This is a genomic window from Streptomyces sp. NPDC093018 (genome assembly GCF_040684035.1).
GTDB classification, from domain to species: Bacteria; Actinomycetota; Actinomycetes; order Streptomycetales; family Streptomycetaceae; genus Streptomyces; species Streptomyces murinus.
This window is the reverse complement of record NZ_JBFBFF010000008.1, coordinates 332,148-357,584: the sequence shown is the minus strand read 5'-3', so window position 1 is coordinate 357,584 and position 25,437 is coordinate 332,148. Positions and strand designations below refer to the sequence as shown.

General features: G+C 72.3%; 26 protein-coding genes and 1 tRNA gene. 15 read left to right on the top strand and 12 right to left on the bottom strand.

Annotated features, from left to right (window positions below; translation table 11 throughout):
• The 4 genes from AB0N90_RS20965 to AB0N90_RS20950 all read right to left on the bottom strand — a co-directional run.
• Positions 1 to 1,742: 2-oxoacid:acceptor oxidoreductase subunit alpha (locus tag AB0N90_RS20965; protein WP_365198576.1), on the bottom strand; the 1,742-nt coding region annotated here is incomplete at its 3' end.
• A 273-nt stretch (positions 1,743 to 2,015) separates the two neighbouring features.
• A complete protein-coding gene (locus AB0N90_RS20960; protein ID WP_275939554.1) occupies positions 2,016 to 2,675 on the bottom strand; it encodes a response regulator transcription factor in 660 nt (219 codons plus the stop codon).
• 214 nt (positions 2,676 to 2,889) lie between these two features.
• The gene (locus AB0N90_RS20955; protein WP_365198574.1) at positions 2,890 to 4,260 is read right to left on the bottom strand and encodes a sensor domain-containing protein; all 1,371 of its coding nucleotides are present in this window, start codon (positions 4,258 to 4,260) and stop codon (positions 2,890 to 2,892) included.
• A 159-nt stretch (positions 4,261 to 4,419) separates the two neighbouring features.
• Complete coding sequence (locus AB0N90_RS20950; protein WP_361676746.1) at positions 4,420 to 5,655, bottom strand: sensor domain-containing protein; 1,236 nt, start codon at positions 5,653 to 5,655, stop codon at positions 4,420 to 4,422.
• 237 nt (positions 5,656 to 5,892) lie between these two features.
• Between AB0N90_RS20950 and AB0N90_RS20945 the strand changes: the two genes are divergently transcribed.
• The 11 genes from AB0N90_RS20945 to htpX all read left to right on the top strand — a co-directional run bounded on the left by AB0N90_RS20945 (position 5,893) and on the right by htpX (position 17,358).
• Positions 5,893 to 6,309, top strand: coding sequence for an NADH-quinone oxidoreductase subunit A (locus AB0N90_RS20945; protein ID WP_161173205.1), 417 nt, complete (start codon positions 5,893 to 5,895; stop codon positions 6,307 to 6,309).
• Positions 6,300 to 6,902, top strand: a complete 603-nt coding sequence (locus AB0N90_RS20940) for an NADH-quinone oxidoreductase subunit B (RefSeq protein ID WP_046425874.1) — start codon at positions 6,300 to 6,302, stop codon at positions 6,900 to 6,902. The genes AB0N90_RS20945 and AB0N90_RS20940 overlap by 10 nt, the downstream gene beginning before the upstream one ends.
• Positions 6,899 to 8,476, top strand: coding sequence for an NADH-quinone oxidoreductase subunit C (locus AB0N90_RS20935; protein WP_365198571.1), 1,578 nt, complete (start codon positions 6,899 to 6,901; stop codon positions 8,474 to 8,476). The genes AB0N90_RS20940 and AB0N90_RS20935 overlap by 4 nt, the downstream gene beginning before the upstream one ends.
• Positions 8,473 to 9,441, top strand: coding sequence for a complex I subunit 1 family protein (locus AB0N90_RS20930; protein ID WP_365198569.1), 969 nt, complete (start codon positions 8,473 to 8,475; stop codon positions 9,439 to 9,441). The genes AB0N90_RS20935 and AB0N90_RS20930 overlap by 4 nt, the downstream gene beginning before the upstream one ends.
• A complete protein-coding gene (locus AB0N90_RS20925) occupies positions 9,441 to 10,034 on the top strand; it encodes an NADH-quinone oxidoreductase subunit I (protein ID WP_365198567.1) in 594 nt (197 codons plus the stop codon). Before AB0N90_RS20930 ends, AB0N90_RS20925 begins: the two co-directional genes overlap by 1 nt.
• Positions 10,031 to 10,714 carry an NADH-quinone oxidoreductase subunit J gene (locus AB0N90_RS20920; protein ID WP_365198564.1) on the top strand — a complete coding sequence of 228 codons (684 nt, stop codon included), beginning with the start codon at positions 10,031 to 10,033 and terminating at the stop codon, positions 10,712 to 10,714. The genes AB0N90_RS20925 and AB0N90_RS20920 overlap by 4 nt, the downstream gene beginning before the upstream one ends.
• Positions 10,714 to 11,088 carry an NADH-quinone oxidoreductase subunit NuoK gene (nuoK, locus tag AB0N90_RS20915; protein WP_037663320.1) on the top strand — a complete coding sequence of 125 codons (375 nt, stop codon included), beginning with the start codon at positions 10,714 to 10,716 and terminating at the stop codon, positions 11,086 to 11,088. The genes AB0N90_RS20920 and nuoK overlap by 1 nt, the downstream gene beginning before the upstream one ends.
• Entirely contained in the window at positions 11,085 to 13,079 is a 1,995-nt protein-coding gene (locus AB0N90_RS20910) for an NADH-quinone oxidoreductase subunit L (RefSeq protein WP_365198562.1), read from the top strand. The genes nuoK and AB0N90_RS20910 overlap by 4 nt, the downstream gene beginning before the upstream one ends.
• Positions 13,080 to 13,085: 6 nt before the next feature.
• The gene (locus AB0N90_RS20905; protein ID WP_365198559.1) at positions 13,086 to 14,660 is read left to right on the top strand and encodes an NADH-quinone oxidoreductase subunit M; all 1,575 of its coding nucleotides are present in this window, start codon (positions 13,086 to 13,088) and stop codon (positions 14,658 to 14,660) included.
• Complete coding sequence (locus AB0N90_RS20900; protein WP_365198557.1) at positions 14,657 to 16,315, top strand: NADH-quinone oxidoreductase subunit N; 1,659 nt, start codon at positions 14,657 to 14,659, stop codon at positions 16,313 to 16,315. Before AB0N90_RS20905 ends, AB0N90_RS20900 begins: the two co-directional genes overlap by 4 nt.
• Before the next feature lie 179 nt (positions 16,316 to 16,494).
• Positions 16,495 to 17,358, top strand: a complete 864-nt coding sequence (gene htpX / locus AB0N90_RS20895) for a zinc metalloprotease HtpX (protein WP_365198555.1) — start codon at positions 16,495 to 16,497, stop codon at positions 17,356 to 17,358.
• An 85-nt stretch (positions 17,359 to 17,443) separates the two neighbouring features.
• Here htpX and AB0N90_RS20890 read toward each other — a convergent pair whose 3' ends face one another.
• Both AB0N90_RS20890 and AB0N90_RS20885 read right to left on the bottom strand, forming a co-directional pair.
• Positions 17,444 to 18,001: a DoxX family protein gene (locus AB0N90_RS20890; protein ID WP_365198552.1), complete on the bottom strand. Its 558-nt coding sequence runs from the start codon at positions 17,999 to 18,001 to the stop codon at positions 17,444 to 17,446.
• A gap of 121 nt (positions 18,002 to 18,122) precedes the next feature.
• On the bottom strand, positions 18,123 to 18,524 hold the full coding sequence (locus tag AB0N90_RS20885; RefSeq protein WP_365198550.1) for a YccF domain-containing protein: 402 nt from the start codon (positions 18,522 to 18,524) through the stop codon (positions 18,123 to 18,125).
• Between the two features lie 271 nt (positions 18,525 to 18,795).
• On the opposite strand from AB0N90_RS20885, the gene AB0N90_RS20880 reads away from it, so the two are divergent.
• Complete coding sequence (locus AB0N90_RS20880) at positions 18,796 to 19,065, top strand: GlsB/YeaQ/YmgE family stress response membrane protein (protein WP_037663330.1); 270 nt, start codon at positions 18,796 to 18,798, stop codon at positions 19,063 to 19,065.
• Positions 19,066 to 19,138: 73 nt separating this feature from the next.
• Here the strand turns inward: AB0N90_RS20880 and AB0N90_RS20875 are convergent, their stop codons facing one another.
• On the bottom strand, positions 19,139 to 19,627 hold the full coding sequence (locus tag AB0N90_RS20875; protein WP_085566096.1) for a YajQ family cyclic di-GMP-binding protein: 489 nt from the start codon (positions 19,625 to 19,627) through the stop codon (positions 19,139 to 19,141).
• A 224-nt stretch (positions 19,628 to 19,851) separates the two neighbouring features.
• Between AB0N90_RS20875 and AB0N90_RS20870 the strand changes: the two genes are divergently transcribed.
• A tRNA-Tyr gene (locus AB0N90_RS20870) sits at positions 19,852 to 19,933 on the top strand.
• A 151-nt stretch (positions 19,934 to 20,084) separates the two neighbouring features.
• On the opposite strand, the gene AB0N90_RS20865 is transcribed toward AB0N90_RS20870, so the two are convergent.
• From AB0N90_RS20865 to AB0N90_RS20855, 3 genes are read right to left on the bottom strand one after another with little or no spacing between them, the layout of a single operon-like run.
• A complete protein-coding gene (locus tag AB0N90_RS20865) occupies positions 20,085 to 20,870 on the bottom strand; it encodes a hypothetical protein (RefSeq protein WP_365198547.1) in 786 nt (261 codons plus the stop codon).
• Positions 20,867 to 21,424, bottom strand: coding sequence for a SigE family RNA polymerase sigma factor (locus AB0N90_RS20860; protein WP_361676712.1), 558 nt, complete (start codon positions 21,422 to 21,424; stop codon positions 20,867 to 20,869). The genes AB0N90_RS20865 and AB0N90_RS20860 overlap by 4 nt, the downstream gene beginning before the upstream one ends.
• Positions 21,425 to 21,455: 31 nt before the next feature.
• Positions 21,456 to 22,166, bottom strand: a complete 711-nt coding sequence (locus tag AB0N90_RS20855; protein ID WP_365198545.1) for a hypothetical protein — start codon at positions 22,164 to 22,166, stop codon at positions 21,456 to 21,458.
• Positions 22,167 to 22,479: 313 nt separating this feature from the next.
• Between AB0N90_RS20855 and AB0N90_RS20850 the strand changes: the two genes are divergently transcribed.
• Positions 22,480 to 22,704: a hypothetical protein gene (locus tag AB0N90_RS20850; RefSeq protein WP_037663336.1), complete on the top strand. Its 225-nt coding sequence runs from the start codon at positions 22,480 to 22,482 to the stop codon at positions 22,702 to 22,704.
• A gap of 67 nt (positions 22,705 to 22,771) precedes the next feature.
• Positions 22,772 to 22,984, top strand: coding sequence for a hypothetical protein (locus AB0N90_RS20845; protein ID WP_037663339.1), 213 nt, complete (start codon positions 22,772 to 22,774; stop codon positions 22,982 to 22,984).
• Positions 22,985 to 23,012: 28 nt separating this feature from the next.
• Here AB0N90_RS20845 and AB0N90_RS20840 read toward each other — a convergent pair whose 3' ends face one another.
• Positions 23,013 to 23,669 (bottom strand): SDR family oxidoreductase, encoded by a 657-nt coding sequence (locus AB0N90_RS20840; RefSeq protein WP_365198542.1) that lies wholly within the window; start codon positions 23,667 to 23,669, stop codon positions 23,013 to 23,015.
• Positions 23,670 to 23,696: 27 nt separating this feature from the next.
• On the bottom strand, positions 23,697 to 24,947 hold the full coding sequence (locus tag AB0N90_RS20835; protein ID WP_365198540.1) for a hydrolase: 1,251 nt from the start codon (positions 24,945 to 24,947) through the stop codon (positions 23,697 to 23,699).
• Positions 24,948 to 25,437: the final 490 nt, after the last annotated feature.

Below are 25,437 nucleotides of genomic sequence, written 5' to 3'. Positions count from 1 at the left end.
GGGAAGGGGTTGAGGTGGCGCAGATGGGCCTGGGCGATCGCGTCGCCGGCCGCGCGCAGCCGTCGTACGGCCGCGGTGATCGGGCCGTACGTCGAACCCCAGCCGAGCACCACAGTGGCGGCGCCGTGCGGGTCGTCGACCTCCAGGTCGGGGACCTCGATGCCGTCGATCTTGGCCTGCCGGGTACGGACCATGAAGTCGTGGTTGGCCGGGTCGTAGGAGATGTTGCCCGTGCCGTCCTGCTTCTCGATGCCACCGATCCGGTGCTCCAGACCGGGAGTACCCGGCACCGCCCACGGCCGGGCCAGGGTCTCCGGGTCACGCTGGTACGGCCAGAACACCTCGGTGCCGTCCGCCAGGGTGTGGTTCGGGCCGGAGGCGAACTGGACTCTGAGGTCCGGCAGTTCCTCCAGGTCCGGGATGCGCCAGGGCTCGGAGCCGTTGGCCAGATAGCCGTCCGACAGCAGCATCACCGGGGTGCGGTACGTCAGGGCGATGCGGGCCGCTTCCAGGGCCGCGTCGAAGCAGTCGGCCGGGGTCCTCGGCGCGACGATCGGCACCGGCGCCTCCCCGTTGCGCCCGTACATCGCCTGGAGCAGATCCGCCTGCTCGGTCTTCGTCGGCAGCCCGGTGGACGGGCCACCCCGCTGGATGTCCACCACCAGCAGCGGCAGCTCCAGAGAGACCGCCAGGCCGACGGTCTCGCTCTTGAGGGCGACGCCGGGCCCGGAGGTGGTCGTCACGGCGAGCGAACCGCCGAAGGCCGCGCCCAGCGCCGCGCCGATGCCCGCGATCTCGTCCTCCGCCTGGAAGGTCCGCACCCCGAAGTTCTTGTGCCTGCTCAGTTCGTGCAGGATGTCCGAGGCCGGCGTGATGGGGTACGAGCCGAGGAACAGCGGCAGGTCCGCCTGCCGGGAGGCGCTGATCAGACCGTAGGCCAGGGCGAGGTTGCCGGAGATGTTGCGGTAAGTGCCCGTCGGGAAAGCCTTGGCGGCCGGGGCGACCTCGTAGGAGACCGCGAAGTCCTCGGTGGTCTCACCGAAGTTCCAGCCCGCCCGGAACGCGGCGATGTTCGCCGCCATGATCTCCGGCTTCTTGGCGAACTTCGACTTCAGGAACTTCTCCGTGCCCTCCGTGGGCCGGTGGTACATCCAGCTCAAAAGCCCGAGGGCGAACATGTTCTTGCTGCGCTCGGCCTCCTTGCGGGAGAGGTCGAACTCCTTGAGGGCTTCCACCGTCAGGGTGGTCAGTGGCACCGGGTGGAGGCCGTAGGCGTCGAGCGAGCCGTCCTCCAGCGGCGAGGCGTCGTAGCCCACCTTCTGAAGGGCCCGCTTGGTGAACTCGTCCGTGTTCACGATGATCTCGGCGCCGCGCGGCAGATCGCCGATGTTGGCCTTCAGGGCCGCCGGGTTCATCGCGACCAGGACGTTCGGCGCGTCGCCCGGGGTGAGGATGTCGTGGTCGGCGAAGTGCAGCTGGAACGAGGAGACACCGGGCAGGGTGCCTGCGGGGGCGCGGATCTCGGCGGGGAAGTTCGGCAGGGTGGAGAGGTCGTTGCCGAAGGAAGCGGTCTCCGAGGTGAACCGGTCCCCGGTGAGCTGCATGCCGTCACCCGAGTCCCCCGCGAACCGGATGATCACCCGGTCCAGGCGGCGCACGTCCTTCGTGCCGCCCGGTTTGCGCTGCTCCCCGACGGCTGATCCGTCGGCCTGCTCCGTTGGGCTGCTGACCTGGCTGGTCACTGAACTGGACCTCCTTCGAGGCGGCTGTCCGGGGCGTGGTCGTCCCACGGACCATCCCAGGATCAACCCTACGTCGGTTAGGGTCGCCTTCCCGTGGTCATCCGGAGATTCGGATGACGTTTCGAGACGGCGTGTAGCGCTGACATGTCAGGGCTTCCTTCCCCGGTTGGCCCCTCCGCTCTCCTGCCGGGCACCCCTCATTCCCACGGAAGCCGCATCCTCTGACACACCCCTGACGCGGAGGCCCGCCCGCAGCCTCTCGAAGCCGTCCGGTCAGGAGTTCAGATAGGTCAGCACCGCGAGCACCCGCCGGTGGTCCCCGTCGCTCGGCGACAGCCCGAGCTTGAGGAAGATGTTGCTGACGTGCTTCTCCACCGCGCCGTCACTGACGACCAGTTGCCGGGCGATCGCCGAGTTCGTCCGCCCCTCCGCCATCAGTGCCAGCACCTCGCGCTCGCGCGGGGTGAGCCGGGCCAGCACGTCCTGCTTGCGGCTGCGGCCCAGCAGCTGCGTGACCACCTCCGGGTCCAGCGCCGTACCGCCCTCGGCGACCCGCACCACCGCGTCCACGAACTCCCGGACGTCCGCCACCCGGTCCTTGAGCAGATAGCCCACGCCCCGGGTGGAACCGGCCAGCAGCTCGGTCGCGTACCGCTCCTCCACGTACTGCGACAGCACCAGCACCCCGAGCCCGGGATGCGCCTTGCGCAGGGACACGGCCGCCCGCACCCCCTCGTCGGTGTGCGTCGGCGGCATCCGCACGTCCGCCACCACCACATCGGGCAGCGCGCCCGTACCGGCCAGATCGGCGATGGTCTTCATCAGCGCCTCCGCGTCACCGACCCCGGCCACCACCTCGTGTCCCCGGTCGGTCAGCAGCCGGGTCAGACCCTCCCGGAGCAGCACCGAGTCCTCGGCGATGACCACCCGCACCCTGTCCTCCACGATCCTTCGCCCCCGTCATGCGCGGTCCCATGGCGACGCCCATCAGGGACGCGCCTTCGTACGAGGACCAAGCATTCCAGGAATCGGCACACAGCGTGTGATGCCCTGTGGATAACTGGGTCGAGTACCGGTATATCCGCTGGTCAGACGCTAGTTGGCGGTTGGTCGGCCGACCCGGCCGCAGGGGCCGGGCCGCCGTCGGTCAGCCGCGCCAGGGAAGTTCCGCTATCACCCGGGTCGGACCGCCCGCGGGGGAGTCCACCAGCAGGATGCCGTCCACCGCGTCCAGCCGGCCCCTGAGGCCCGCGAGGCCCGAGCCGGCGGAGGCGTCCGCGCCGCCCACGCCGTCGTCGGTCACCTGGAGCATCAGCCGGTCCTCCGAGCGCCACACATCGACCGCGGCGGAGCGTGCCCGGCTGTGCTTGGCGACGTTCTGGAGCAGCTCGCAGACCGTGAAGTAGGCGATGCCCTCGATGGCCGGCGCCGGACGGGACGGCAGGTCGACCTCCACCCGGACCGGCACCGTGCACCGGGCCGCCACCGCCGAGAGCGCCGCGTCCAGGCCCCGGTCGGTCAGCACCGCCGGGTGGATGCCCCGGGCCAGATCGCGCAGTTCCTGGAGCGCCGTCTTCACCTCGCCGTGCGCGTCCTCCACCATGCGCGCCGCCGCCTGCGGGTCCTCCCGCATCTTCTCCTTCGCCAGCCCCAGGTCCATCGCCAGACCGACCAGCCGGGCCTGCGCCCCGTCATGCAGATCGCGCTCGATGCGGCGCAGGTCGGCGGCGGCCGTGTCCACCACGACGCCCCGGTCCGACTCCAGCTCCACGACCCGCTCCGACAGCAGGGAGGGGCCGAGCAGCCCGCGCACCAGCAGCCCGTCCACCGTCGTCAGGGCGCGCACCAGCCAGGGCGTGGCCAGCGTGAACAGCAGCCCGACCAGTGCGGTCACGGTGATCTCGAAGGGGTTGTCCAGATAGATGCGGTGGTGCTCGTCGCCGTACAGCTGAAGGCCGCTCTCACCCGCGTACGCCGGGAAGACCCAGAACCACAGCGGATAGGTCAGCAGGGTCAGGCTCAGCGTCCACAGGGTCACCGAGACCGTGAAGGTGAAGACCGCCCAGGGGAACTGGACCAGGGAGTACAGCAGGCTCCGCCAGGAGGCGCCGCTCTTGAGGACCGCGCCCATCCAGGCCAGCGCGCCCGGCTTCGTCACCCGCAGCGGCTCCGGGCCGGGCACGTCCACGCCCAGCAGCGCCCGCGCCCGCACCCGCTCCAGCGCGCCGAAGCCCCGGGACCCGGCCAGCGCCGCCGCGAGGACGGGAACGCCGAGGAAGGTCACCAGCAGGCCCGCGCCCAGCGACACCATCGTCACCGTCCAGGTGAACAGCACGATTGAGATCGGCAGGCTGAGCAGGACATACCCCAGCTCCCGCCAGGTACGGCCCTCGAACGGCGCCCGCAGCGCGGCGGGGAGCCGGGGGCGGCGGCCGGGGCGCGGGCCGTATCCGTACCGCCCCTTGTCGTCGGTGTCGTAACCCTGGCCGTACCCGCCGTGTCCGTACTGAGTGGCCATCGATGTCGTCCCGTTCTCCTCGTCCAGGCGGCGGTTCAGCCGTACCTCAAGAGTCGTGTGCCGGAGCCCTCGGGACCATGGAGTCCGTCGGCGTCCCGGACGGGGGGTTTTCCCCACCCCCGCTCGGCCCGGCGGGTGCCACCGGCCCGTCCCGGGCGGCTACTTCTCCCGGTCCCGCCACGGCAGTTCGGCCGTGACCTCCGTCGGGCCGCCGACCGGGGAGTCGACCACGAACAGGCCGTCCACCGCGCCCAGCCGGTCCGCGAGACCCCGCATCCCGGTGCCGCCGTCCAGGGCGGCGCCGCCCCGGCCGTCGTCGTGGACCTGGATCAGCAGCCGGTCCGCGGTCCGCCACACGTCCACCGACGCGGAGCGGGCCGCGCTGTGCTTGCTGACGTTCTGAAGCAGCTCGGAGACGGTGAAGTAGGCGATGCCCTCGATGGCCGCGGCGGGGCGGTCCGCGAGGTCGACGGTCACCTTGACCGGAACCGTGCAGCGGGCGGCGACCGAGGACAGGGCGGCGTCCAGGCCGCGGTCCGTGAGCACCGCCGGATGGATGCCCCGGGCCAGATCGCGCAGCTCCTGGAGGGCCAGCTTCACCTCGCCGTGCGCCTCCGCCACCATCTCCGCCGCCGTGTCCGGGTCCTCCAGCAGCTTCTCCTTGGCCAGACCGAGGCCCATGGCCAGATTCACCAGCCGGGCCTGCGCGCCGTCGTGCAGATCGCGCTCGATGCGGCGCAGGTCGGCGGCGGCCGTGTCCACCACCACACCGCGGTCCGACTCCAGCTCCGCTATCCGGCGCTCCAGTTCGTCCGAGGGGGAGAGCAGGGCGCGCACCATCGCCCGGTCCGCGTTCGCCAGCCCCCGAGCGAGGTAGGGCAGCACGGGCCAGAGCACGAACAGCGAGGTCAGCACCGTACAGAAGGTGAGGATGCCCCAGGGCAGCCGGATCACGTCGTACAGCAGAGTGCGCCAGCCCACCGGGTCCTTCAGCGCCATCCACGCCCGCTGGAGCAGGCCCCCGCCGCGGGCGAGCGGCAGCGGCGACGGCTCCTCCACCCGGACCCCGAGCAGCGCCCTGGCCCGCGCCCGCTCCAGCTTCCCCAGCTGCCGGGCGCCCAGCAGGGACAGCGCCAGCAGCGGCAGGCCGATCACGGTGACGGCGAGGCCGCCGCCGACGGACAGCACGGTGATCGCGTAGACGAAGCCGAACACCGTGGTCGGCAGGTTCAGCAGGAGGTGCGCGATCTCCTTCCAGGTGTGGATGTCGTAGGCCGGCCTCGGAGGCGGGAAGCCGTCGGTGCCGTCGGGCCGACCGGATATGCCGGGCCGGTCGGGGCCGTCGTGCCGATCGGTGCCGTCGGGCCGGCCGGCGGCGGAGCTGGGAGCGGTCATACCGGACAGCCTGCCGAATGCGGCACCTTCCGCGCCATGCGGTACACCGCCCTCCGCTCACGGGGGAAAACCCCACCCCCGGCCCCGCCCCTGCCCCGTCCCCGGCCTTCCGGGGGCGTCTCGGGGTGTGACTGCCTGCTTACCGCTTCTTTATCAGGGCCTAGACTCCCGTGCGTACAGGTCACGAGGTCAGGGAGTGAGGGACGGACGGTGCGGGAGACGCTGGGGGACCCGACCATCGCCGCGACGCACGTCGTCACCGCGGCCGGACATGTCGTCACCGGTGCCGGTTATTTCCGGTCCTACTCGGCCGTGGGGCTGCTCGCCGTCGTCGGCGTGCTGTTCGTCGCGGTCGCGTTCGGCGCCGGACGGCTGCTGCGCCCCGTAGTGCCCACCCCGGAAAAACTCCTGACCTACGAGTGTGGCGTCGACCCCGTCGGCGAGGGCTGGGCCCACACCCAGGTCCGCTACTACGTCTACGCCTTCCTGTACGTGATCTTCGCGGTCGACTCCGTCTTCCTGTTCCCCTGGGCGACGGTCTTCGCCGCCCCCGGCTTCGGCGCGACGACCCTCGTGGAGATGTTCGTCTTCCTCGGCTTCCTCGCCGTCGGCCTGCTGTACGCATACAAGAAGGGCGTCCTGGCATGGACGTGACCCCGGACCCCGTACTCCTCCCCGAGCCCAAGCGGCTGGGCGCGCTGGCCAGGCTGGCGCCCGAGCCCATGAAGGTGGTCCTCAACTGGGGCCGCCGCTACTCGCTCTGGGTCTTCAACTTCGGCCTCGCCTGCTGCGCGATCGAGTTCATCGCCGCGTCGATGGCCCGGCACGACTTCATCCGGCTCGGCGTCATCCCGTTCGCGCCGGGCCCCCGCCAGGCCGACCTGATGGTGGTCTCGGGCACCGTCACGGACAAGATGGCCCCCGCCGTCAAGCGACTGTACGAACAGATGCCCGAGCCGAAGTACGTCATCTCCTTCGGCGCCTGCTCCAACTGCGGCGGCCCCTACTGGGACTCGTACTCCGTCACCAAGGGCGTCGACCAGATCATCCCCGTGGACGTCTACGTGCCCGGCTGCCCGCCGCGCCCCGAGGCGCTGCTCCAGGGCATCCTCAAGCTCCAGGAGAAGATCGCCGCCGAGTCGCTGGGGGAGCGCTACGGCCACGGCGGCGCCCGGCCGTCCGCGGCCGCGCTCCAGAGCGGTCTGGTACGGCCGCCCGCCCCGTCCGGCGAGGAGGGCGCGCGATGAGCACGGCCGGCTGGCTGCCCACCCCCGTCGAAGAGCTGTTCGGCGCGGAGGCGGTGGCCGAGGAGTCGTACGAGGTCCTGACGGTGGACGTCCCGCCGTCCGCCTGGCTCACCGCGCTCGAGACCGCCCGTACGACGCTGACCTGCACCTATTTCGACTGGCTCAGCGCGGTCGACGAACCGGGCACCGGCTTTCGCGTGTCCGCCCACGTCGTGGCCCTGAACCCGGTCCGCCGCCTCCTTCTGCGTACGACGGTGCCGCACTCGGCGCCGGTACTGCCGACCGCCGTCGGGGTGTACGCCGGCGCGGCCTGGCACGAACGCGAGACGTACGAAATGTTCGGGGTGACCTTCGAGGGCCACCCGGCGCTTGAACACCTGCTCCTCCCCGAGAACTTCGAGGGCCATCCGCTGCGCAAGGACTTCGTCCTCGCCGCCCGTGTCGCCAAGGCGTGGCCCGGCGCGAAGGAGCCCGGCGAGTCCGAGCACGGCGGCCCCAAGCGCCGCCAGATGCTTCCGCCCGGCGTCCCCGACCCCAACGAGTGGGGCCCCCTCAAGGGCCAGCTCCCCGCCGCCCCGGCCCGCCCGGCCCGCGCCGCGGGAGACCGTCCGGTACGACGCACCCGTACGGCCGCGGAGGGTTCGACCGGTCAGCAGGGTCCGACCGAGGCCGCCGCTCCGGCCCGTCCCCGGCGGACCCGGAGCGCGAGCGAGGGTTCCGCGAGCCAGGCGGTGGAGGACAGCGCGGCCGGTGCTCCGGTTCGGCCGCGGCGGACGCGGAGCGCGAGCGAGGGCTCGGCGAGTCAGGTGGCGGGGGAGCCGAAGGATTCGGGGGCCGAGGACGGCGTTGCCGGTGCCGAGCCGGGTGCCGCCGGTGGTACGGCTCGGCCACGGCGCGTGCGCAGTGCGAGCGAGGGCTCGGTGAGCCAGGCACCGCAGGGCGGTACCGCCCGGCCCGCGGCGGAGGGCGAAACCGCGGGGACCGAGGTGGAGGGTCCGGCGGTGTCCGGGCCCGCCCCGGCACCGGGCCGCCCCCGTCGTGCCCGCAGCGCGTCGGGGGGTTCCGCCTCCCAGCGCGCTCCGGAGCCCCCGGCCTCGGCGACCGAATCGTCGGCGGCGCCCGCGAGTCCCGGCGACGCCGACAGGCCGCCCGGCCGTACGGCACCGCGCAGCTCGGACGCCCCGTGGCACCATGCCCGCCCGGCGTTCGACGAGTCCGGCCGGTCCGCCGAGACGGAGCCCGTCGAGGCGGAGCCCGGGAACGGGGACGCGCGAGGAGCCGTACGACCGCAGGAGCCGGCCGGACCGCGGGCCGCCGACCCCACCGAGCCGCAGCCCGCACCCGAGCCGCCACGACCTGCCGAGCCTCCGGAGCCGACCGAGCCTTCAGAACCAGCTGAGCCTTCAGAACCGGCTGAGCCTTCGGAGCCGGTTGAGTCCGCGGAGCCCGCCGAACCTTCGGAACCGGCCGAGCCCGCCACCCCCTCGGAACCGGCCGATTCGCAGACCGCGCCCGGTCAACCCTCCGCCGACCCCGAATCCTCCCCGACCGACCCCCCAGGAGGCCCGCAGTGAACGGCGCACTCGACGTCGCCCTGCGGCTCGTGGCCGTGTTCGTCGTCTTCCTCGTCTTCCCGCTCGTCGTGGGACAGACCGAGCACAAGGTGATGGCCCATATGCAGGGGCGGCTCGGGCCGATGTACGCGGGCGGGTTCCACGGGTGGGCCCAGCTGGTCGCCGACGGCGTGAAGTTCGCCCAGAAGGAGGACGTGGTCCCGGCGCAGGCCGACCGCCGGGTCTTCCAGCTCGCACCGGCCGTCGCCCTGCTGCCGTACCTGCTCGTCCTGCTCGTCATCCCGGTCGGACCGGGCGAGGGCGCCGTCGGACAGGCCCTGGACGCGGGCGTGTTCTTCGCGCTCGCGGTGATGGGCGTCGGCGTGCTCGGCTCGCTGATGGCGGGCTGGGCCAGCGCCAACAAGTTCTCCCTGCTGGGCGGCCTGCGCACCGCCGCCCAACTGCTGGCCTACGAACTGCCGATGCTGCTCGCCGCGGCCTCCGTCGCGATGGCGGCCGGCACCGTCTCGCTGCCGGGCATCCTGCACGCCTTCCACTGGTGGTGGCTGCCCTGGCAGCTCATCGGCGCGGTCGTCTTCTTCGTCGCCGGGCTCGCCGAGCTGCAACGCCCGCCGTTCGACATGCCGGTCGCCGACTCGGAGATCATCTTCGGCGCGTACACCGAGTACACCGGGCTGCGCTTCGCCCTGTTCCTGCTCGCCGAGTACGCCGGCATCGTCGTGCTGTGCGGTCTGACCACCGTGCTCTTCCTGGGCGGCTGGCACGGCCCCTGGGGCGCCGACGGGCTCGGCTGGGTCTGGACGCTCCTGAAGGCCGCGATCCTCGCCTTCATCGTCATCTGGCTCCGCGTCACCTACCCGCGGCTGCGCGAGGACCAGCTCCAGAAGCTGTCCTGGACCCTCCTCGTCCCCCTCTCCCTCGCCCAGATCGCCCTCACCGGCATCGTCAAGGTGGTGATCTCCTGATGGCTGCGTCGCGCCCGCCCACCCAGCCCCGCATCCCCGGCGCCGGCCTCGCCAAGGGCCTCGCCGTCACCCTGCGCACGATGACGCGCAAGCACGGCACCGAGCAGTACCCGGACACCCTGCCCGAACTGCCGCCCCGCACCCGGGGCGTGATCGGCCTGTTCGAGGAGAACTGCACGGTCTGCATGCTGTGCGCCCGTGAATGCCCCGACTGGTGCATCTACATCGACTCCCACAAGGAGACGGTCCCGCCCGCCGCCCCCGGCGGCCGCGAGCGCAGCCGCAATGTCCTCGACCGGTTCGCCATCGACTTCTCGCTGTGCATGTACTGCGGTATCTGCATCGAGGTCTGCCCCTTCGACGCGCTGTTCTGGTCCCCGGAGTTCGAGTACGCCGAGACCGACATCCACGAACTCACCCACGAGCGCGACAAGCTCCGCGAGTGGATGTGGACCGTGCCGGCCCCGCCCGCGCTCGACGCGGGCGCGGAGGAGCCGAAGGAGATCGCCGCCGCCCGCAAGAGCGCCGAGAAGCAGGCCGCCGCCGCACAGGCCGAGGCCGCGCGGACCGAATCCGAGGAGGGCGACGCATGAGCCCCGCCCCCGCTCCCGTCCTGAGCCTCGCCGCCGCCCCGCACGGGACCCTCGCCGCGGCCCCGCACGGCTTCCTCTCCCCGACCGGCGTCGAGATCGCCTTCCTCCTCTTGGGCCTCGTCACCTTCGGCGCCGCGCTGATCACCGTCACCACCCGCCAACTGGTGCACGCCGCCCTGTGGCTGGTGGTCGCGCTCGGCGGCCTCGCCGTGGAGTACCTGCTGCTCACGGCCGAGTTCATCGCCTGGGTGCAGGTCCTGATCTACGTCGGCTCCGTCGTCGTACTCCTCCTGTTCGGGCTGATGCTCACCAGGGCCCCCATCGGCCGCTCCCCGGACGCCGACTCAGGTAACCGCTGGGCCGCCCTGGCCGTCGCGATCGCCGCCGCCGTCGCCCTGGTGTGGGTGGTCACCGACGCCTTCCGTACGACGTGGATCGACCTGACCGGACCGGCCGCCGGCACCACCCGTGTCACCGGTGCGAGCCTGTTCCGGTACTGGGTGCTGCCCTTCGAGGCCCTGTCCGTGCTGCTCCTCGCGGCCCTGGTCGGCGCGATCGTCCTGTCCCGCAAGGCCAAGGCCAAGACCGATGCAGATGGCGGTGGCGATGGCGACGCCGGTGACGAGCCGGCAGCCCGTACGCCGGCCCCCGTCCCCGCCCAGAAGGACGGCGCCCGCTGATGCACCTCGTCTACCCCGCCGTCCTCTCCGCCCTCCTCTTCTGCACCGGCCTGTACGGCGTCCTCGCCCGCCGCAACGCGATCCTGGTCCTGATGTCGGTCGAGCTGATGCTCAACGCCGTCAACCTCAACCTGGTCGCCTTCGACGTCTGGCTCAGCCGCGCCGCCCGCGACACCCTGCACTCCGGCCAGGCGCTGACCCTGTTCACCATTACGGTCGCCGCCGCCGAGATCGGCATCGGCCTGGCGATCGTGCTCGCCGTGTACCGCAACCGCGGCACCTCCGACATCGACAAGCTCCGCGACACCGCCGAAGGCCGGGGCGACGCGGAACCGGGTGCCGTCGCGGCACAGAAGACCGAGGCCACCGCGTGACCACGACCACCCTCGCCGTACTCGTCCCCCTGCTGCCGTTCCTCGGCGCCGCGGCCGGACTGCTGCTCGGCCGCACCGCGCCCGGCTTCGTGCGCCCGCTCGCCGTGCTGCCACCGCTGGCCGCACTGGCGCTGGCCGCGCTGGTCGCCGTCCGCCAGGGCGGCGGGCCGGCCGTGGACGCGCACACGGAGCTGACCCCCACCGGCTCGGTCCCCGTCGAACTGGCCCTGCACATCGACGGCTTCGCCGCGCTCGTCGCGATCCTGGTCGCCTTCGTCGCGACCTGCGTGCAGATCTACTCCACCGGCTATCTGCGCGACGACCCGCGCTACCCCTCGTACGCCGCTCTCGTCTCCCTGTTCACCTCCGCGATGCTGCTCGTCGTCTACTCCGGCGACCTGATCGTGCTGCTGGTCGGCTGGGAGGTCATGGGCATCTGCTCCTACTTCCTGGTCGGCCACTACTGGGAGACCCCCGAGGCCCGCGCCGCCTCCCTCAAGGCCTTTCTGGTCACCAAGCTCGGCGATGTGCCGTTCCTGATCGGCCTGTTCGCGCTCGCCACCGACGCCGGCTCCTTCCGCATCACACGCGTCCTCGGCACGGTCGCGAGCGGCGGCCTGCACCATCCGACCCTCGTCGCCCTGCTGCTGCTCGCGGGCGTGGCCGGAAAGTCGGCGCAGTTCCCGCTGCACACCTGGCTCCCGGACGCCATGGCCGGTCCGACGCCGGTCTCGGCGCTGATCCACGCCGCCACGATGGTCGCCGCCGGTGTCTACTTCGTCGCCCGTCTCCTCCCGGTGTTCGAGGCATCCGGGGCCGCGATGCTGGTCCTGGCCGTGATGGCCGCCGTCACCATGACCGGCTCCGGCCTCGCCGCGCTCGCCCAGGACGACATCAAACGCGTCCTCGCCTACTCGACCATCGGCCAGCTCGGCTACATGACCGGTGCCCTCGCCGTCGGCGACCGCGGTGCCGCCGTCTTCCACCTCCTGTCCCACGGCGCCTTCAAGGCGCTGCTGTTCCTCGCCGCCGGTGTGATCATCCACGCCGCCGGCACCAACTCGCTGGCCGCGATGTCCCGCATGCGCGGCCTGCGCGAGCGGGTCCCGGACGCCTACTGGACGATGACCGTGGCCCTGCTCACGCTGGCCGCGATCCCGCCGTTCAGCGGCTTCTTCTCCAAGGAGTCCGTCCTCGGCGCCGCCGAACACGCGGCCCACGGGGACACCGCGCACGTGCCCGGGGCGGCAGGCTGGCTGGTCCTCGTCGCCGGTCTGCTGACCGCCGTACTGACCGCCGCCTACGCCACCCGGCTGTGGCTGCTGGCCTTCCACGGCCGGGGCGCCGAGGCCCCCGACCACGGCCGCCAGCCGCTGACCATGACCGCGGTCCTCTGGGTCCTCGCGGTGCCCTCCCTGGCCTTCGGCGGGCTCGCCTACCGCGCGCTGCCCGGCTGGTTCGACGGCACCTCCCTGACCCCGACCCCGCTCACCTCCATCCTCGGCACGGGTCTCGCCGTGGCCGGCGGCCTCCTCACCTACGGCGTCTGGCAGCGCACCACCCGAAGCCTCGTCAGCCCTCCGCTCGGCGCGGTCGCCGCCCACCCCGAGGGCGACGCGGGACGGGTCGAGGCCGAGGCCATCGCCAGCCACACCCCGGCCTACGGCGACATCGCCTACGCCCCCGACCCGGCGGACCCCGGACGGGCGCTGCTCGGCCCGCTGCACCGGCACGCGGCCGTCGGCTTCCACCTCGACGCCGTCTACGCGGCGCTGTTCGTCCGCCCGGTGCTGGCCGCGGCGAGCCTCGTCCGCTTCCTCGACCGCGAGGTCGTGGACACCTACGTCGGCGCCGCCGGCGCGCTGCCCCGGTTGCTCGGGGCCGCCGTACGCCGCGCCCAGACCGGCAATGTGCAGACCTATGTGAGCGCGCTGCTCGCCGGCACCGTCGTCCTGGCGGTCGCCGTCGTCCTCGTCGCCACGGGAGCGTGAGCAGGCGTGATCGATATCAACGAGTCCGTGATGCGGGTCCTTCTCGCATTGATCGTCGTCGGCCCGCTCATCGGTGCCGTCGCCGCCCTCCTGCCGGCCCCGCCCGGACTGAAGGGGAAGTCGCCCGAGCAGTCCGTGCTGCGGCACGGCGTCACCGTGACCGGGGTGATCCTCGCCGCCGCGATCCTGCTCGCGCTCGGCTTCGACCACCACCATCCGTCGAGGATGCAGGCCACGACCGACATCAGCTGGATCCCCGCGCTCGATGTGCGGATCCACCTCGGCATCGACGGCATCTCGCTCCCCCTCGTCGTACTGACCGCGCTGCTGACCTTCCTGTGCGCGCTGTACTCCTACTTCAAGCCGCCCACGGGCCCGTCCCCGAAGGCGTTCGTCGCCCTGCTGCTCCTGCTGGAGACCGGCACGCTCGCGACCTTCGCCGTGCTCGATCTGCTGCTGTTCTTCCTCGCGTTCGAGACCGTGCTGATCCCGATGTACTTCCTCATCGCCCGCTGGGGCGGCGAGGGGCGGACCCGGGCCGCGTGGAAGTTCATCCTGTTCACGCTGCTCGGCTCCGTCGTCATGCTGCTCGGCCTGCTCCTGATCGGAATCAAGGCGGGCACCTTCGACATGGTGGCACTCGCCACTGACAACGGCCGGTCCCTGACCGCGTCCGTGCAGGTCATCGCCGTTCTGGCGGTCGGTCTCGGGCTCGCGGTCAAGACCCCGATGTGGCCGCTGCACAGCTGGCTGCCCGACGCCCACACCGCCGCGCCGACCACCGGCTCGGTGCTGCTGGCCGGTGTCCTGCTGAAGATGGGTACGTACGGGTTCGTCCGGATCCTGCTGCCGGTCGCGCCGCACGGCTTCCGCACCTTCGCGCCGTACCTCGCCGCCTTCGCCGTGGTCGGGATCATCTACGGGTCCCTGGCCTGTCTGGCGCTGGCCAGGCGGGGCGCGAAGGGCGACCTCAAGCGGCTGATCGCCTATTCCTCCGTCGGCCACATGGGCTTCGTCCTCCTCGGCATCGCCACCATGACCCCGACCGGCGTGAACGGCGCCCTGTTCGCCAACATCGCCCACGGCCTCATCACCGGCCTGCTGTTCTTCCTGGTCGGCGCCCTCAAGGACCGCACCGGCAGCACCGACCTCGACACGCTCGCCGAGGAGACCGGCCTCGCCCTGTACGGCAAGGCGCCCCGCCTCGGCGGGCTGCTCGCCTTCGGTGCCGTGGCCTCCCTCGGGCTGCCCGGACTCGCCGGGTTCTGGGGCGAGATGCTCTCTCTGTTCGGCGCGTTCAAACCCGCGGCGGACCTCAGTCGCCCCGCCTTCCTCACCTTCATGGCGATCGGCGCGTTCGGCACCCTGCTGACGGCCGCGTACATGCTGATCGTGGTCCGCCGGGTCTGCATGGGCGGCGCCGAGCGCGAGGTCCCGAAGCTCGCCGACGTCCAGGCTTACGAGTTCGCCGCCTGGACTCCGCTCGTCGCCCTGACCGTCGTCGCCGGACTCTGGCCGCGGGCCCTGCTCGGCCTGACCGACCCGGCCGTGCACCAGCTGCTCGCAGGAGGCACCCGATGAGCGCCCAGCCCCTCGCCCAGCCGCTCGCCGAGACCGCCACCTCCGCCGCGCCGCTGGTCCACCACCTCGCCCAGCCGCTCGGCCATCCCCTGGCCGCGTCCGCCGCCTCGCTGGTCCAGTCCGTCGACTGGCTCGCCGTCGCCCCGCCCCTGATCGCCGCCGTCGTGGCGCTCGGCGTGCTCGTCGCCGACCTCTTCCTGCCCGAGGCCCGCAAGAACGTCCTCGGCTGGATCTCGGTCGCCGGACTCGCCGCCGCCGCGCTGATGCTGCTGCCGCTCCTGGACGGCGACCGCGCCACCTTCTGCCTGACCGGCAACGGAATTGGAACCGGCACCGGCACCGGTGCGGGTCCCGGAGCCGTCACCGGCGCCCCGCGCGCGTGCAGTTACACCGCCGACCACTTCACCCTCGTCATCCAGCTCCTGGTCCTCGGCGGCGCCCTGCTCGCGGCCCTGCTGTCGATCACCACCCTGGACGACGACCGGCGGCGCGTCCCGCCCGGCGAGTTCTGGTTCCTGCTGCTGTCCGCCACGGCGGGTGCCGCCCTGCTGCCCGCCGCCCGCGACCTGGCCACCCTGATCGTGGCCCTGGAGGTCGCCTCCCTGCCCGCCTTCGCCCTTGTCGGCATCCGGTACGGCGACCGGCGGTCCGCCGAGGCCGCGCTGAAGTTCTTCCTGTCCTCGGTCACCGCCACCGCGGTCAGCCTGATGGGCGTCAGCTTCGTCTACGCCTCCACCGGAACCCTCTACCTCACCCAGGTGGCGCAACGACTTCCGGACACCCCCGGCCAGCTGCACACCCTGGCCCAGACGGGCGTCGTCCTCACCCTGATCGGCTTCGCCTTCAAGACGGCCGCCGTGCCCTTCCACTTCTGGGTGCCCGACACCTATGTGGGCGCGCCGCTGCCCGTCGCCGCCTACCTGTCGGTCGTCGGCAAGGCGGTCGGCTTCTCCGGCCTCATCCTCGTCACCGTGGTGGCGTTCCCGTCGTACGCCGACGTCTGGGCGCCCGCGCTCGCCGTCCTGGCCGCCCTCACCATGACCGTCGGCAATGTCGGCGCGCTGCGCCAGCGGGCCACCCGCGCCCGCAGTGCCGTACGCCTGCTCGCCTGGTCCTCCGTCGGCCAGGCCGGCTATCTCCTCGTACCGATCGCGGCGGCCGGGTACGCCAAGGACGCGCAGAAGGCGATCGGTTCGACCGTCGCGTACGCCCTCATGTACGCCGCCGTGAACCTCGGCGCGTTCGCGGTCGCCGCCGTGGTGGGCCGCGGCCGGGCCGGGAACCGGATCTCCGACTACCGGGGCCTGTACGCCACCAACCCGGTGACGGCCCTCCTGATGGCCTTCTTCCTGCTCTGCCTGGCGGGCCTGCCGCCGGGGATCATCGGCCTGTTCGCCAAGGTCACCGTGTTCTCGGCGGCCGTCGGCGCGGGCCTCGGCTGGCTCGCGGTCGTCATGGCCGTCAACGTGGTGATCGCCCTCTTCTACTACCTCCAGTGGACGGCCCTGCTGTTCCGCGCCCCGGAGGGCGAGACCGTCCGGCACCGGATCCCGGCTCCGCTCACGGCCGCGATCGCCCTCTCCGGGGTGGCGGGCGTCGCCCTGTCCGGAGCACCTCAACTGGTGCTGCGCTTCGCGGCCACCGGGCTCTTCTGAGGAGGACCGACGGGCCCCGCGGAACCCCCTTCACCCGTACGGCCGGACCCCCTTCACTCGTACAGCCGCCGCGCCCGCCCCCGCCCACCTGGGAACTTGTGACCGCCGCCTGGCGTTGACCAGTGCGGGAGGGTCCACTGGACCGAAGGGTCCCTGCTGTACCACTTGGAGGGCGTACCGTGCACCGCCGGCACAACGGGCTCAGGACCGCAGTACTCCTCGGGGGACTGTCGGCGCTCATCATCGTCATCGGCAGCTTCTTCGGCCGCACCGGGCTGATCGTGGCGGTCCTGATCGCCCTCGGCACGAACGCGTACGCGTACTGGAACAGCGACAAGCTGGCCCTGCGCGCGATGCGGGCCCGCCCGGTGAGCGAGTTCGAGGCCCCGGCGCTGTACCGCATGGTCCGCGAGCTCTCCACACAGGCCCGCCAGCCCATGCCCCGGCTCTACATCTCCCCGACCGAGGCCCCGAACGCCTTCGCCACGGGCCGCAATCCGCGCAATGCGGCGGTGTGCTGCACCGAGGGCATCATGCGCCTGCTGGACGAGCGCGAGCTGCGCGGCGTCATCGGGCACGAACTGAGCCATGTCTACAACCGGGACATCCTCATCTCCTCGGTGGCCGGCGCGCTCGCCTCGGTGATCATGTTCCTGGTGAACTTCGCCTGGCTGATCCCGATCGGCCGTTCGGACGACGACGAGGGCCCCGGCCTGCTCGGCATGCTCCTGATCATGATCCTCGGCCCGCTCGCCGCCACGCTGATCCAGCTGGCCATCAGCCGCTCCCGGGAGTACGAGGCGGATGCCTCGGGCGCCCAGCTCACCGGCGACCCGCTGGCCCTCGCGAGCGCCCTGCGCAAACTGGAGATCGGCACCCAGCAGCTGCCGCTGCCGCCCGAGCCGCGGATCGAGACCGCCAGCCACATGATGATCGCGAACCCGTTCCGCCCGGGGCAGGGGCTGTCGAAGATGTTCTCCACGCACCCGCCGATGGCGGAGCGGATCCAGCGCCTGGAGGGCATGGCGGGCCGCAGGCCGTGAGGCCGGTGGTACGGCCGTCACCCGACGCCCCTCGCAGAGCCGGTGCGAGCCACAGAGCCGACGCGAGCCACAGAGCCGGTGCGAGTCACAGGGCCAGCGCGAGCGCCGCTCCCAAGCCGCCGAGCACCAGGGCGAAGGCCGCCTGAGGCCAGCCGCCGTCGCCCCACCGGAAGAAGCGGTCCAGGGCGAGCCGGCCGGGCCCGATGGCCGCGACGGCGAGCGCGACGACGGCGATGCCGACGTTGTACTCCACCCCGCCCTTGTCCACCCACACCCCGTGGGCGGCGCTCACGGTGACCATGGCGTTGATCATCACGCCCACGATCGCGGCGGCCGCGAGCGGTACGAGCAGCCCGGCGGCGAGGCCGAGGCCGCCGAGGAACTCGGAGAGGCCGCCGATCGCGGCGAAGAGCTTGCCGGGGCGGTAGCCGAGCGACTCGAACCCCTTGCCGGTGGCCGCGAGCCCCTGCCCGCCGAACAGCCCGAAGAGCTTCTGGGACCCGTGCCCCGCGAGAAACAGTCCGAAGGTCAGCCGGAGCAGCAGCAGCCCGCAGTCCGCTGCGCTCACCCCCACATGGCCGGTCCCCTGCCGGGTGGCCGACGGTGCGGTGGCGGTCGTCGGGCCGATGTGGTTCCTGGGCATCTGAGAACTCCGTACGGATGCCGGTATGTGCGCTTCCCCCAGGCCTGGACAGGCGTCTGCGCCCCCGTCGTCACCGCCCCTGTAGCGATGATTCCGGAGGTACGGCGCCCCCGCACATCGATCAGCGGCTGCCGAACCCCTGGTCCGTGCGGACGATCTCGCGGCCCAGCGGCATCAGCGAGATCGGGATGAGCTTCAGGTTGGCCCAGCCGAAGGGGATCCCGATGATCGACAGGAACAGCGGGATGCTGGTGATCAGGTGCTCCAGGGCGAGCCACCAGCCCGCGAAGATCACCCAGATGACATTGCCGACGACCGATCCGGCACCGGCGCCCGGCCGCTCCACGGCGGTCCGGCCGAACGGCCACAGCACGAACCCGGCGATGCGCAGCGAGGCGATGCCGAACGGGATCGTGATGATCAGGATGAAACAGATCAGCGCGGCGATCAGATAGCCGATCGACAGCCAGATGCCGCAGAAGAGCAGCCACAGGATGTTGAGCAGCAGGTTGAACACCTTCATGATCGGCACCTCTCGGGGTCACTGCGCCGGGCTTTGCTGCTGCCACAAGTATCAGCCGGTCACACCTTTCGAGCAGCGCCGGAGCGCCCCTGTGACGGGATCCGGAACGATCCGGGACGAAGCTTCGACCTGCGACGGCAACCAGGTGGAGGTTTACCGGCGTCCTGTTCACCAAGACGGCACGAACGCGCGCACGGCGAACCGTTGATCCTCACCAAGATCTCACGAGCGGGGCTGTGCGCACCGGGCGCGAAAGGGCAGGGTTGGCGCTATGGGCATCATCGCTTGGATCATTCTGGGGCTGCTGGCCGGAGCCATAGCCAAGTTCCTGCTGCCGGGGCGCGACCCCGGCGGCCTGCTGGGTACGACCGTCATCGGCATCCTGGGCGCGTTCGTCGGCGGCTGGATCTCGTCCCGTTGGCTCGACCACCCGGTCAGCAAGCACTTCTTCGACGGTGCCACCTGGGTCGCGGCCATCGGCGGTTCGCTGGTGCTGCTGATCGCCTACCGGCTGGTCTTCGGCAACTCCCGCCGCAGCTGAGCACCGCCCCGACAGCACGGAAGGGTGGGCGCCCGCAAGGGCCCCACCCTTCTCTCCGCTCCGCTCCCGGTTCCTACCGGTAGTTCACGAACTGGAGCGCGAAGTCGAAGTCCTTGCCCTTCAGGAGGGCGATCACGGCCTGGAGGTCGTCGCGGCTCTTGGAGCTGACGCGCAGCTCGTCGCCCTGGACCTGAGCCTTGATGCCCTTGGGGCCCTCATCGCGGATGATCTTCGCCACCTTCTTGGCGTTGTCCTGGGAGATGCCCTCCTCGATGGAGGCGAAGATCTTGTACTCCTTGCCGGACAGCTGGGGCTCGCCCGCGTCCAGTGCCTTCAGCGAGATGCCCCGCTTGATCAGCTTGGACTGGAAGACGTCGAGGACGGCCTTCACCCGCTCCTCGGAGTTCGCCTCCATGAGGATCTTCTCCCCGGACCACGCGATCGAGGCGCCGACGCCCTTGAAGTCGTAGCGCTGGGAGATCTCCTTGGCGGCCTGGTTGAGGGCGTTGTCGACCTCCTGCCGCTCGACCTTCGAGACGATGTCGAAACTGGAGTCGGCCATGTCCTGTGGCTCCTTGTATCGGGGTGCGTGTCGGTGCGTGCCGGCGTGCGCGGCGGCGGCCGCCGGGCCCGGCGTCCTGCCGGGCCGCATCCGCACCAGCCTAGCCACCCCGGGACCCGAGAGCTGGAGATCAACCGGGTGGCGAAGCACCCCCGTGGATCAGGTATTGTTTACGTCGTTGCCGGGGAACACCGCCGAAAGCGGGTTCGATTGGCAGCAAACTTGGCGGTGTGCCCGAGCGGCCAAAGGGAGCAGACTGTAAATCTGCCGGCTCAGCCTTCCCAGGTTCGAATCCTGGCGCCGCCACAGTAGGGAAACCCCCTCTGATCAGCCGATACAGCTGATCAGAGGGGGTTTCTCGTTTATCGGATCCCAACCGAACGATTTGGGACGCCCGGGGGCCGGCGCCCCCCGACCGCCCCCCGACCGGTCCCGGCCCCCTGAGTCGCCTGTGCGGTCAGTGCCAGTTGGTGTCGTGGGTGAGCCGGTGGTGGTGGCGGTCGTACTGGTCGACCGCCGCAATGGTCCGGCCGTCGGGGACGGGCGCGGCCCAGGCGCGGTAGCCGGTGCCGGGGACGGTGACCGTCGTGGCTCTGATCTGGTGGCCGTCGGTGAGGGTGATCACGCCGTAGGCGACGTCGGGTTCGGGGTTGGCGACCATGAGGCGGGTGCCGCTGGCGCCCTTGTCGTGGAGGCTCCAGAGGCCCATCTCGCCCGCCGGGCCGGGGTCGTTGGTGCCGGTGACGGGCTGGCAGTCGGACCAGGGGCCGCCCTGGTGGTCGATGCGGACGCCGTCGATGTACATGCGCTGGCACAGCAGGGACGTACCGAGGCCGCCGTGCGGGGGCGGGGCGTAGCCCTTGGGCAGCGCCGGGTGGAACTCCAGCGCCACCGACCAGCGCTTTCCGTCCGTCGTCCCGTCCGCCACCCGGACGGTGACCGTGCTCGGAGCCGGGGTGTTGCTCGGAGCCGGGGTGTAGGGGGAGCTCGCGGGGGGCGCGGGCAGGCGCGCGGGGGCGACGGAATCAGGCCGCGGCCCGAGGAACGTGGTCGACAGGCCGATGCCGACGACGCAGGCGGCACTCGCCACGGCGGCTACGGCGGCCGCGGTACGGCGGCGCTTGCGGCGGGCGCGGGCCGCGGTCAGGATCCGGTCGACGGGTGCCGGGGACGAGGGGTACGCCTCGCGCGAGCGGGCGAAGGCCGCCCGTACCCAGTCTTCTTGGCCGTGGTCTGGAGTCATCGTGCCTCTGCGGGGCGGCCGGCCGGGTAGGTGCGGGTGAGGGACGACCGGCTGCGCAGCTTGGCCAGCGCCCGGGACGCCTGGCTCTTCACCGTGCCGACCGAACAGCCGAGGACGTCCGCCACTTCCTCGACGGACAGGTCCTCGCAATAGCGCAGCACCACGACCGCGCGCTGCCGCTCGGGCAGGTCGGCGAGTTCGCGCGCCAGGGCGTCGTACACGTCCACGCCGCCCGCACCGGCCCCGTCGTCGTGGACGGGACCGGTGTCGGGCAGCGACGGAAGAAGGAGATGGGTGATCCTGCGACGGCGGTACCGGCTGCGGTTGGTGTTCACCAGAGCGCGGCGCACATAGTGTTCGGCGCGCTCCGGGTCCAGTCGCCGCCAGTGCGGGTACACCTTCGCCAGCGTCGTCTGCACCAGGTCCTCCGCCTCATGGAAGTCGCCGGTGAGCAGGTACGCGGTATGGGTCAGGGCACGCCAACGGGCGGCGACGAACCGGGTGAACTCCCCGTCCGGTCCGCTGTCCGCGGCCTTGCGGTCGGTTGGCTGCACAGCAGGAGGTGCCCGTCCTTCTTCCGGCTGGTCAGCGCCAGTTGGTGTCGTGGGTGAGCTGGTTGTGGTGGTTGTCGTACTGGTCGACGGCGGTGATGGTCTGCCCGTCGGGGATGGGTGCGGCCCAGGCGCGGTAGGTGGTGCCGGGGACGGTGACGGTGTCGGCCTTGACCCGGTGGCCGTCGGCGAGGGTGATCACGCCGTAGGCGACGTCGGGTTCGGGGTTGGCGACCATGAGGCGGCTGCCGTCGAGTCCCTTGTCGTGCAGGCCCCACAGGCCCATCTCGCCCGCCGGAGCGGGGTCGTTGGTGCCGGTGACGGGCTGGCAATCGGACCAGGGGCCGCCCTGGTGGTCGATGCGGACGCCGCCGATGTACATGCGCTGGCACAGCAGGGAGGTACCGGGCGCCGACGCGCCGTCCGGGAGGGTGGGCAGGGTGTAGCCCTTGGGCAGGGTCCGGTGGAACTCCAGTGCCACCGACCAACGGTGCCCGTCCACCCGTCCCTTGCCGATCACCCGTGTGACCACCGGCGGCGCCTGCCGGTGAGCGGAAACGGACCGCTTGGCGACGGCGGACGCGGACGCGGATGCGGACGCGGATGCGGACGCGGATGCGGACGCCGTGTGGGCGGCCGGGCCCGGGGCCGCCTCGCTCGCGGACGCGCCGAAGAACGAGACCCCACCGAGCGCGGCGACCGCGACGGCCGCCATGGCTGCCTTCCTGGCAGAACTGAGAGCCACGGAGCATTTCTCCTTCAAAGCCGCCGCCCGGCGCCGTGCCGGGCGGTCCTCGACGGCCACCGCGCTGGGCCCGCGCGCCGGCCTACGGCGGCCACCGGGAACGGCGGCCGCTCGGACATCCGCCCGTAGGTACTCCCGAACACGCCCGGCAGGTTGCACGCCACCGGCATCACTTCGCGGCGCGGTCCACGGAATTGGCACTAGAATCGAACGAGTGAGCGAATATCGATCGGCGGAACCCGGCCCGGAGTCGGAACCAGAGCCAGAACCCGGTGCGGGTGCGACCGCACCCGGTCCGGACGATGCTGGAGGCATGGCCGGGAAACGACCCATCGTCGTCCAGCTGCCCTCGCCGAGCGGTGGGCGGCGGGTCCGGGTGGACGGGGAGATCCTGGGGCTCGCGCACAATGTGCGGGACCTGGTGGAGTTCCTGCGGCGGGCCGGTCTGGAGATCGAGCCGGAGCAGGTCGCGGACTCGCCGCTGATCGACTGGCGCGGGGTCGGCCCCGAGTGCTGGGAGGCGCAGTCGCGCACCTGAGGCCGTACGATCCGGCACCTGACGCGGGCGTGACCGGTCGGCGCACCTGAGCAGGCACACTGGCGGTATGTCCTCCCGCCGCAGAACCTGCCCCGTGTGCCACCGCGAGATCGCCGTCGTGGCGGGCCGCTTCGCGCGGCACGATCCGCCCGGAGCCCGGGAGGACGTACGGCTCGTCTCCTGCGAGGGCTCCCGGCGGCAGGCCCAACTGGGCGCCGCCCAGCCCACGTTGGACGGATACGTCGTACCCGAGTTCCCCGGTCAGCTGCCGCTGTTCTGAGGCGCCCTCAACTCCCGCCGCCCGGGGATCAGTTCCCGGCCACCGACTTCACCGCGACCGACACCGGCGTCGAACCGCCCGTCAGTTCCAGCGTCAGACCGGCCGTCGCCGAGGTGTCCACCAGCTCCGCGAGTACGGCGGCCACGTCATCGCGCGGGATCATGCCGCGCCCGGTGTGCGCCTCCAGGCGGACCAGGCCGGTCCCGGCGTCGTCGGTCAGCGAACCGGGCCGCAGGATCGTCCAGTCCAGGTCCTTCTGACGGGTGACGTACGCGTCGGCCTCGCCCTTGGCGCGCAGATAGACGTCAAACACCTCGTCGCCCTGGTGCGCGGGATTCGCGCCCATCGAGGACACCACCACGAACCGGCGTACGCCCGCGCGCACCGCCGCGTCCGCGAACAGCACCGCCGCGCCCCGGTCCACCGTGTCCTTGCGGTCCGTACCGCTGCCCGGACCCGCGCCCGCCGCGAACACCGCCGCGTCCGCGCCCCGCAGCAGCTCCGTGACGTCCTCCACCGAGGCGGACTCCAGATCGAGCACCACCGGCTCGGCCCCCGCCGACCGCAGGTCCTCGCTCTGCTGCGGCTTGCGGATGATCCCCGCGACCTCGTACCCACGCGCGGCGAGCAGCCGTTCCAGCCGCAGCGCGATCTGACCGTGACCACCAGCGATGACAATGCGCATGCTTCAGACCGTACGCCCCGGGCGGTGCTACGACACCTCGCCCCGCCCCTGCCTCGGCAGCCCCGGTTCCGAGACCGCCGCCGAGTTGCAGTACTCCCGGACCGCGCTCGTACGGGCCACCACCCGGGCGCGATGGATCACGATCCGGCTGTACGCCAGGGAGAGCGCGCCCGGCAGATGGTCGCCGCGCACGGCCAGGAGCTCGGCCGGGAACCCCGCCTCCACCCGGACCCGGGGCAGGCCCAGCGTGGCGCGGGCCGTCGCGCTCACGGCGTCGTACGCGTCCTCGGGGCGCAATCCGTGGGCGGAGGCGAGCAGATAGGCCGCCTCCAGGGGGTCGCCGCGGCCCACGGGGTTCGACACGTCCCGCAGCGCGCCGCTGCCGGCCGCCGTCCGCACCCCGGCCGCGCGCAGCAGCCGTACCGGAGCCGTCCCCCGCCGGTCGGTGCCGCCGCAGCCGCCCTGGGGCAGGCATACGACCGTCACCCCGGCCGCCGCCAGCTGGTCCGCGGCGCGGGAGGCGGCCTCGGCGGGCAGGCGCGTGAGACCGGCGCACGGGCCGATCGTCACGCCGGGGCGCAGACCACCCGCCATCGCCGCGAGCCGGGACAGCCGGGCCGGGTCGGCGGCGTCCGTGTGCAGGTCCACCGGCAGGCCGTGCTCCGCGGCCACCTCCAGGACCGCCTCCACGTACCCCGTGGGATCCGGGTCCAGGTCCGGGCAGCCGCCCACCGCCGCGGCGCCCATCTTCGCCGCGTCCCGCAGCATCGCCAGCCCGTCCGCCCCGGCCACCCCCGTCAGCAGCCGGGGCATCGCCACCGCGGTCAGCTCCGCGAGCCCGCGCAGCGCCCGCCGGGCCCGGAGTACGGCGTTCAGCGCGCCGAGGCCCTGTACGTCGCCCACGCGCACATGCGCCCGTACGGCGGTCGCCCCGTGCCCCAGCTGGAGCAGCGTCGCCTCCGTGGCCCGGCGCTGGACGTCCTCGGGGTCGCAGGAGGCCGGGCCGGGCCGCTCGGCGGACAGGGCGGTGTCGCCGTGCGCGTGCGGCTCCGCCGGGGCGGGCAGCAGCAGGTAGCCGGTGAGGTCCACCCGCTGGGCGCCCGCGCGGGCCGGTCCCTGCGCCAGGCTGCCCGCGGTGCCCACGGCCTCGATCCGCCCGCCGCCCAGCCGTACGTCCACGGTCCGGCCGTCGGTCAGCCGCGCCCCGCACAGCAGTAGACCGCCCGACGGATTCGACGAGTTCGACGGCAGGTGCGGCTGCGGCTGGCTGTCGGGCATCGCGCTCCAAGGTCGGGGAGTTCGGGCAGGGCCTGAGGGCGGCCTGTGACGCGGTGTGACCGGCGACCGGGGCTCGGGGCACCCAAGATCACACCGGGCGTGTCGAGCCTAGGGTGACGAACGGCACAGGTCGCGCAGGAGCGAAATAGTCGTACCGGCGTGGTCCAGGCGCGGCCTACAGGGGGCCTTCGGCCTCCCGGGCGTCCCCGGAGCCGCTGTGGCGCGGCCCGCCCGCCCGGCCGATCGGCAGTGCGACGCGGACGCGCCGGGGCGCACACCGGGCTCGTCGACGCGCGTCGCGCAGCCATACCCGCCCGCGGCGTCAACAGGCCGGCCCCGCGCGGCCGTACGGGAGACCAGGGTCCGATTCCCGAGCGGATTCGGGCCCCGGCCGACCCCGCGCGGCCGTGCGGGAGCGGTCGCGCGCCCGCCTGACGTGGCGACATGTTCCGCGCGGGCCCCCGGAGACGCCCGTGTGCCCCTGGAAGCC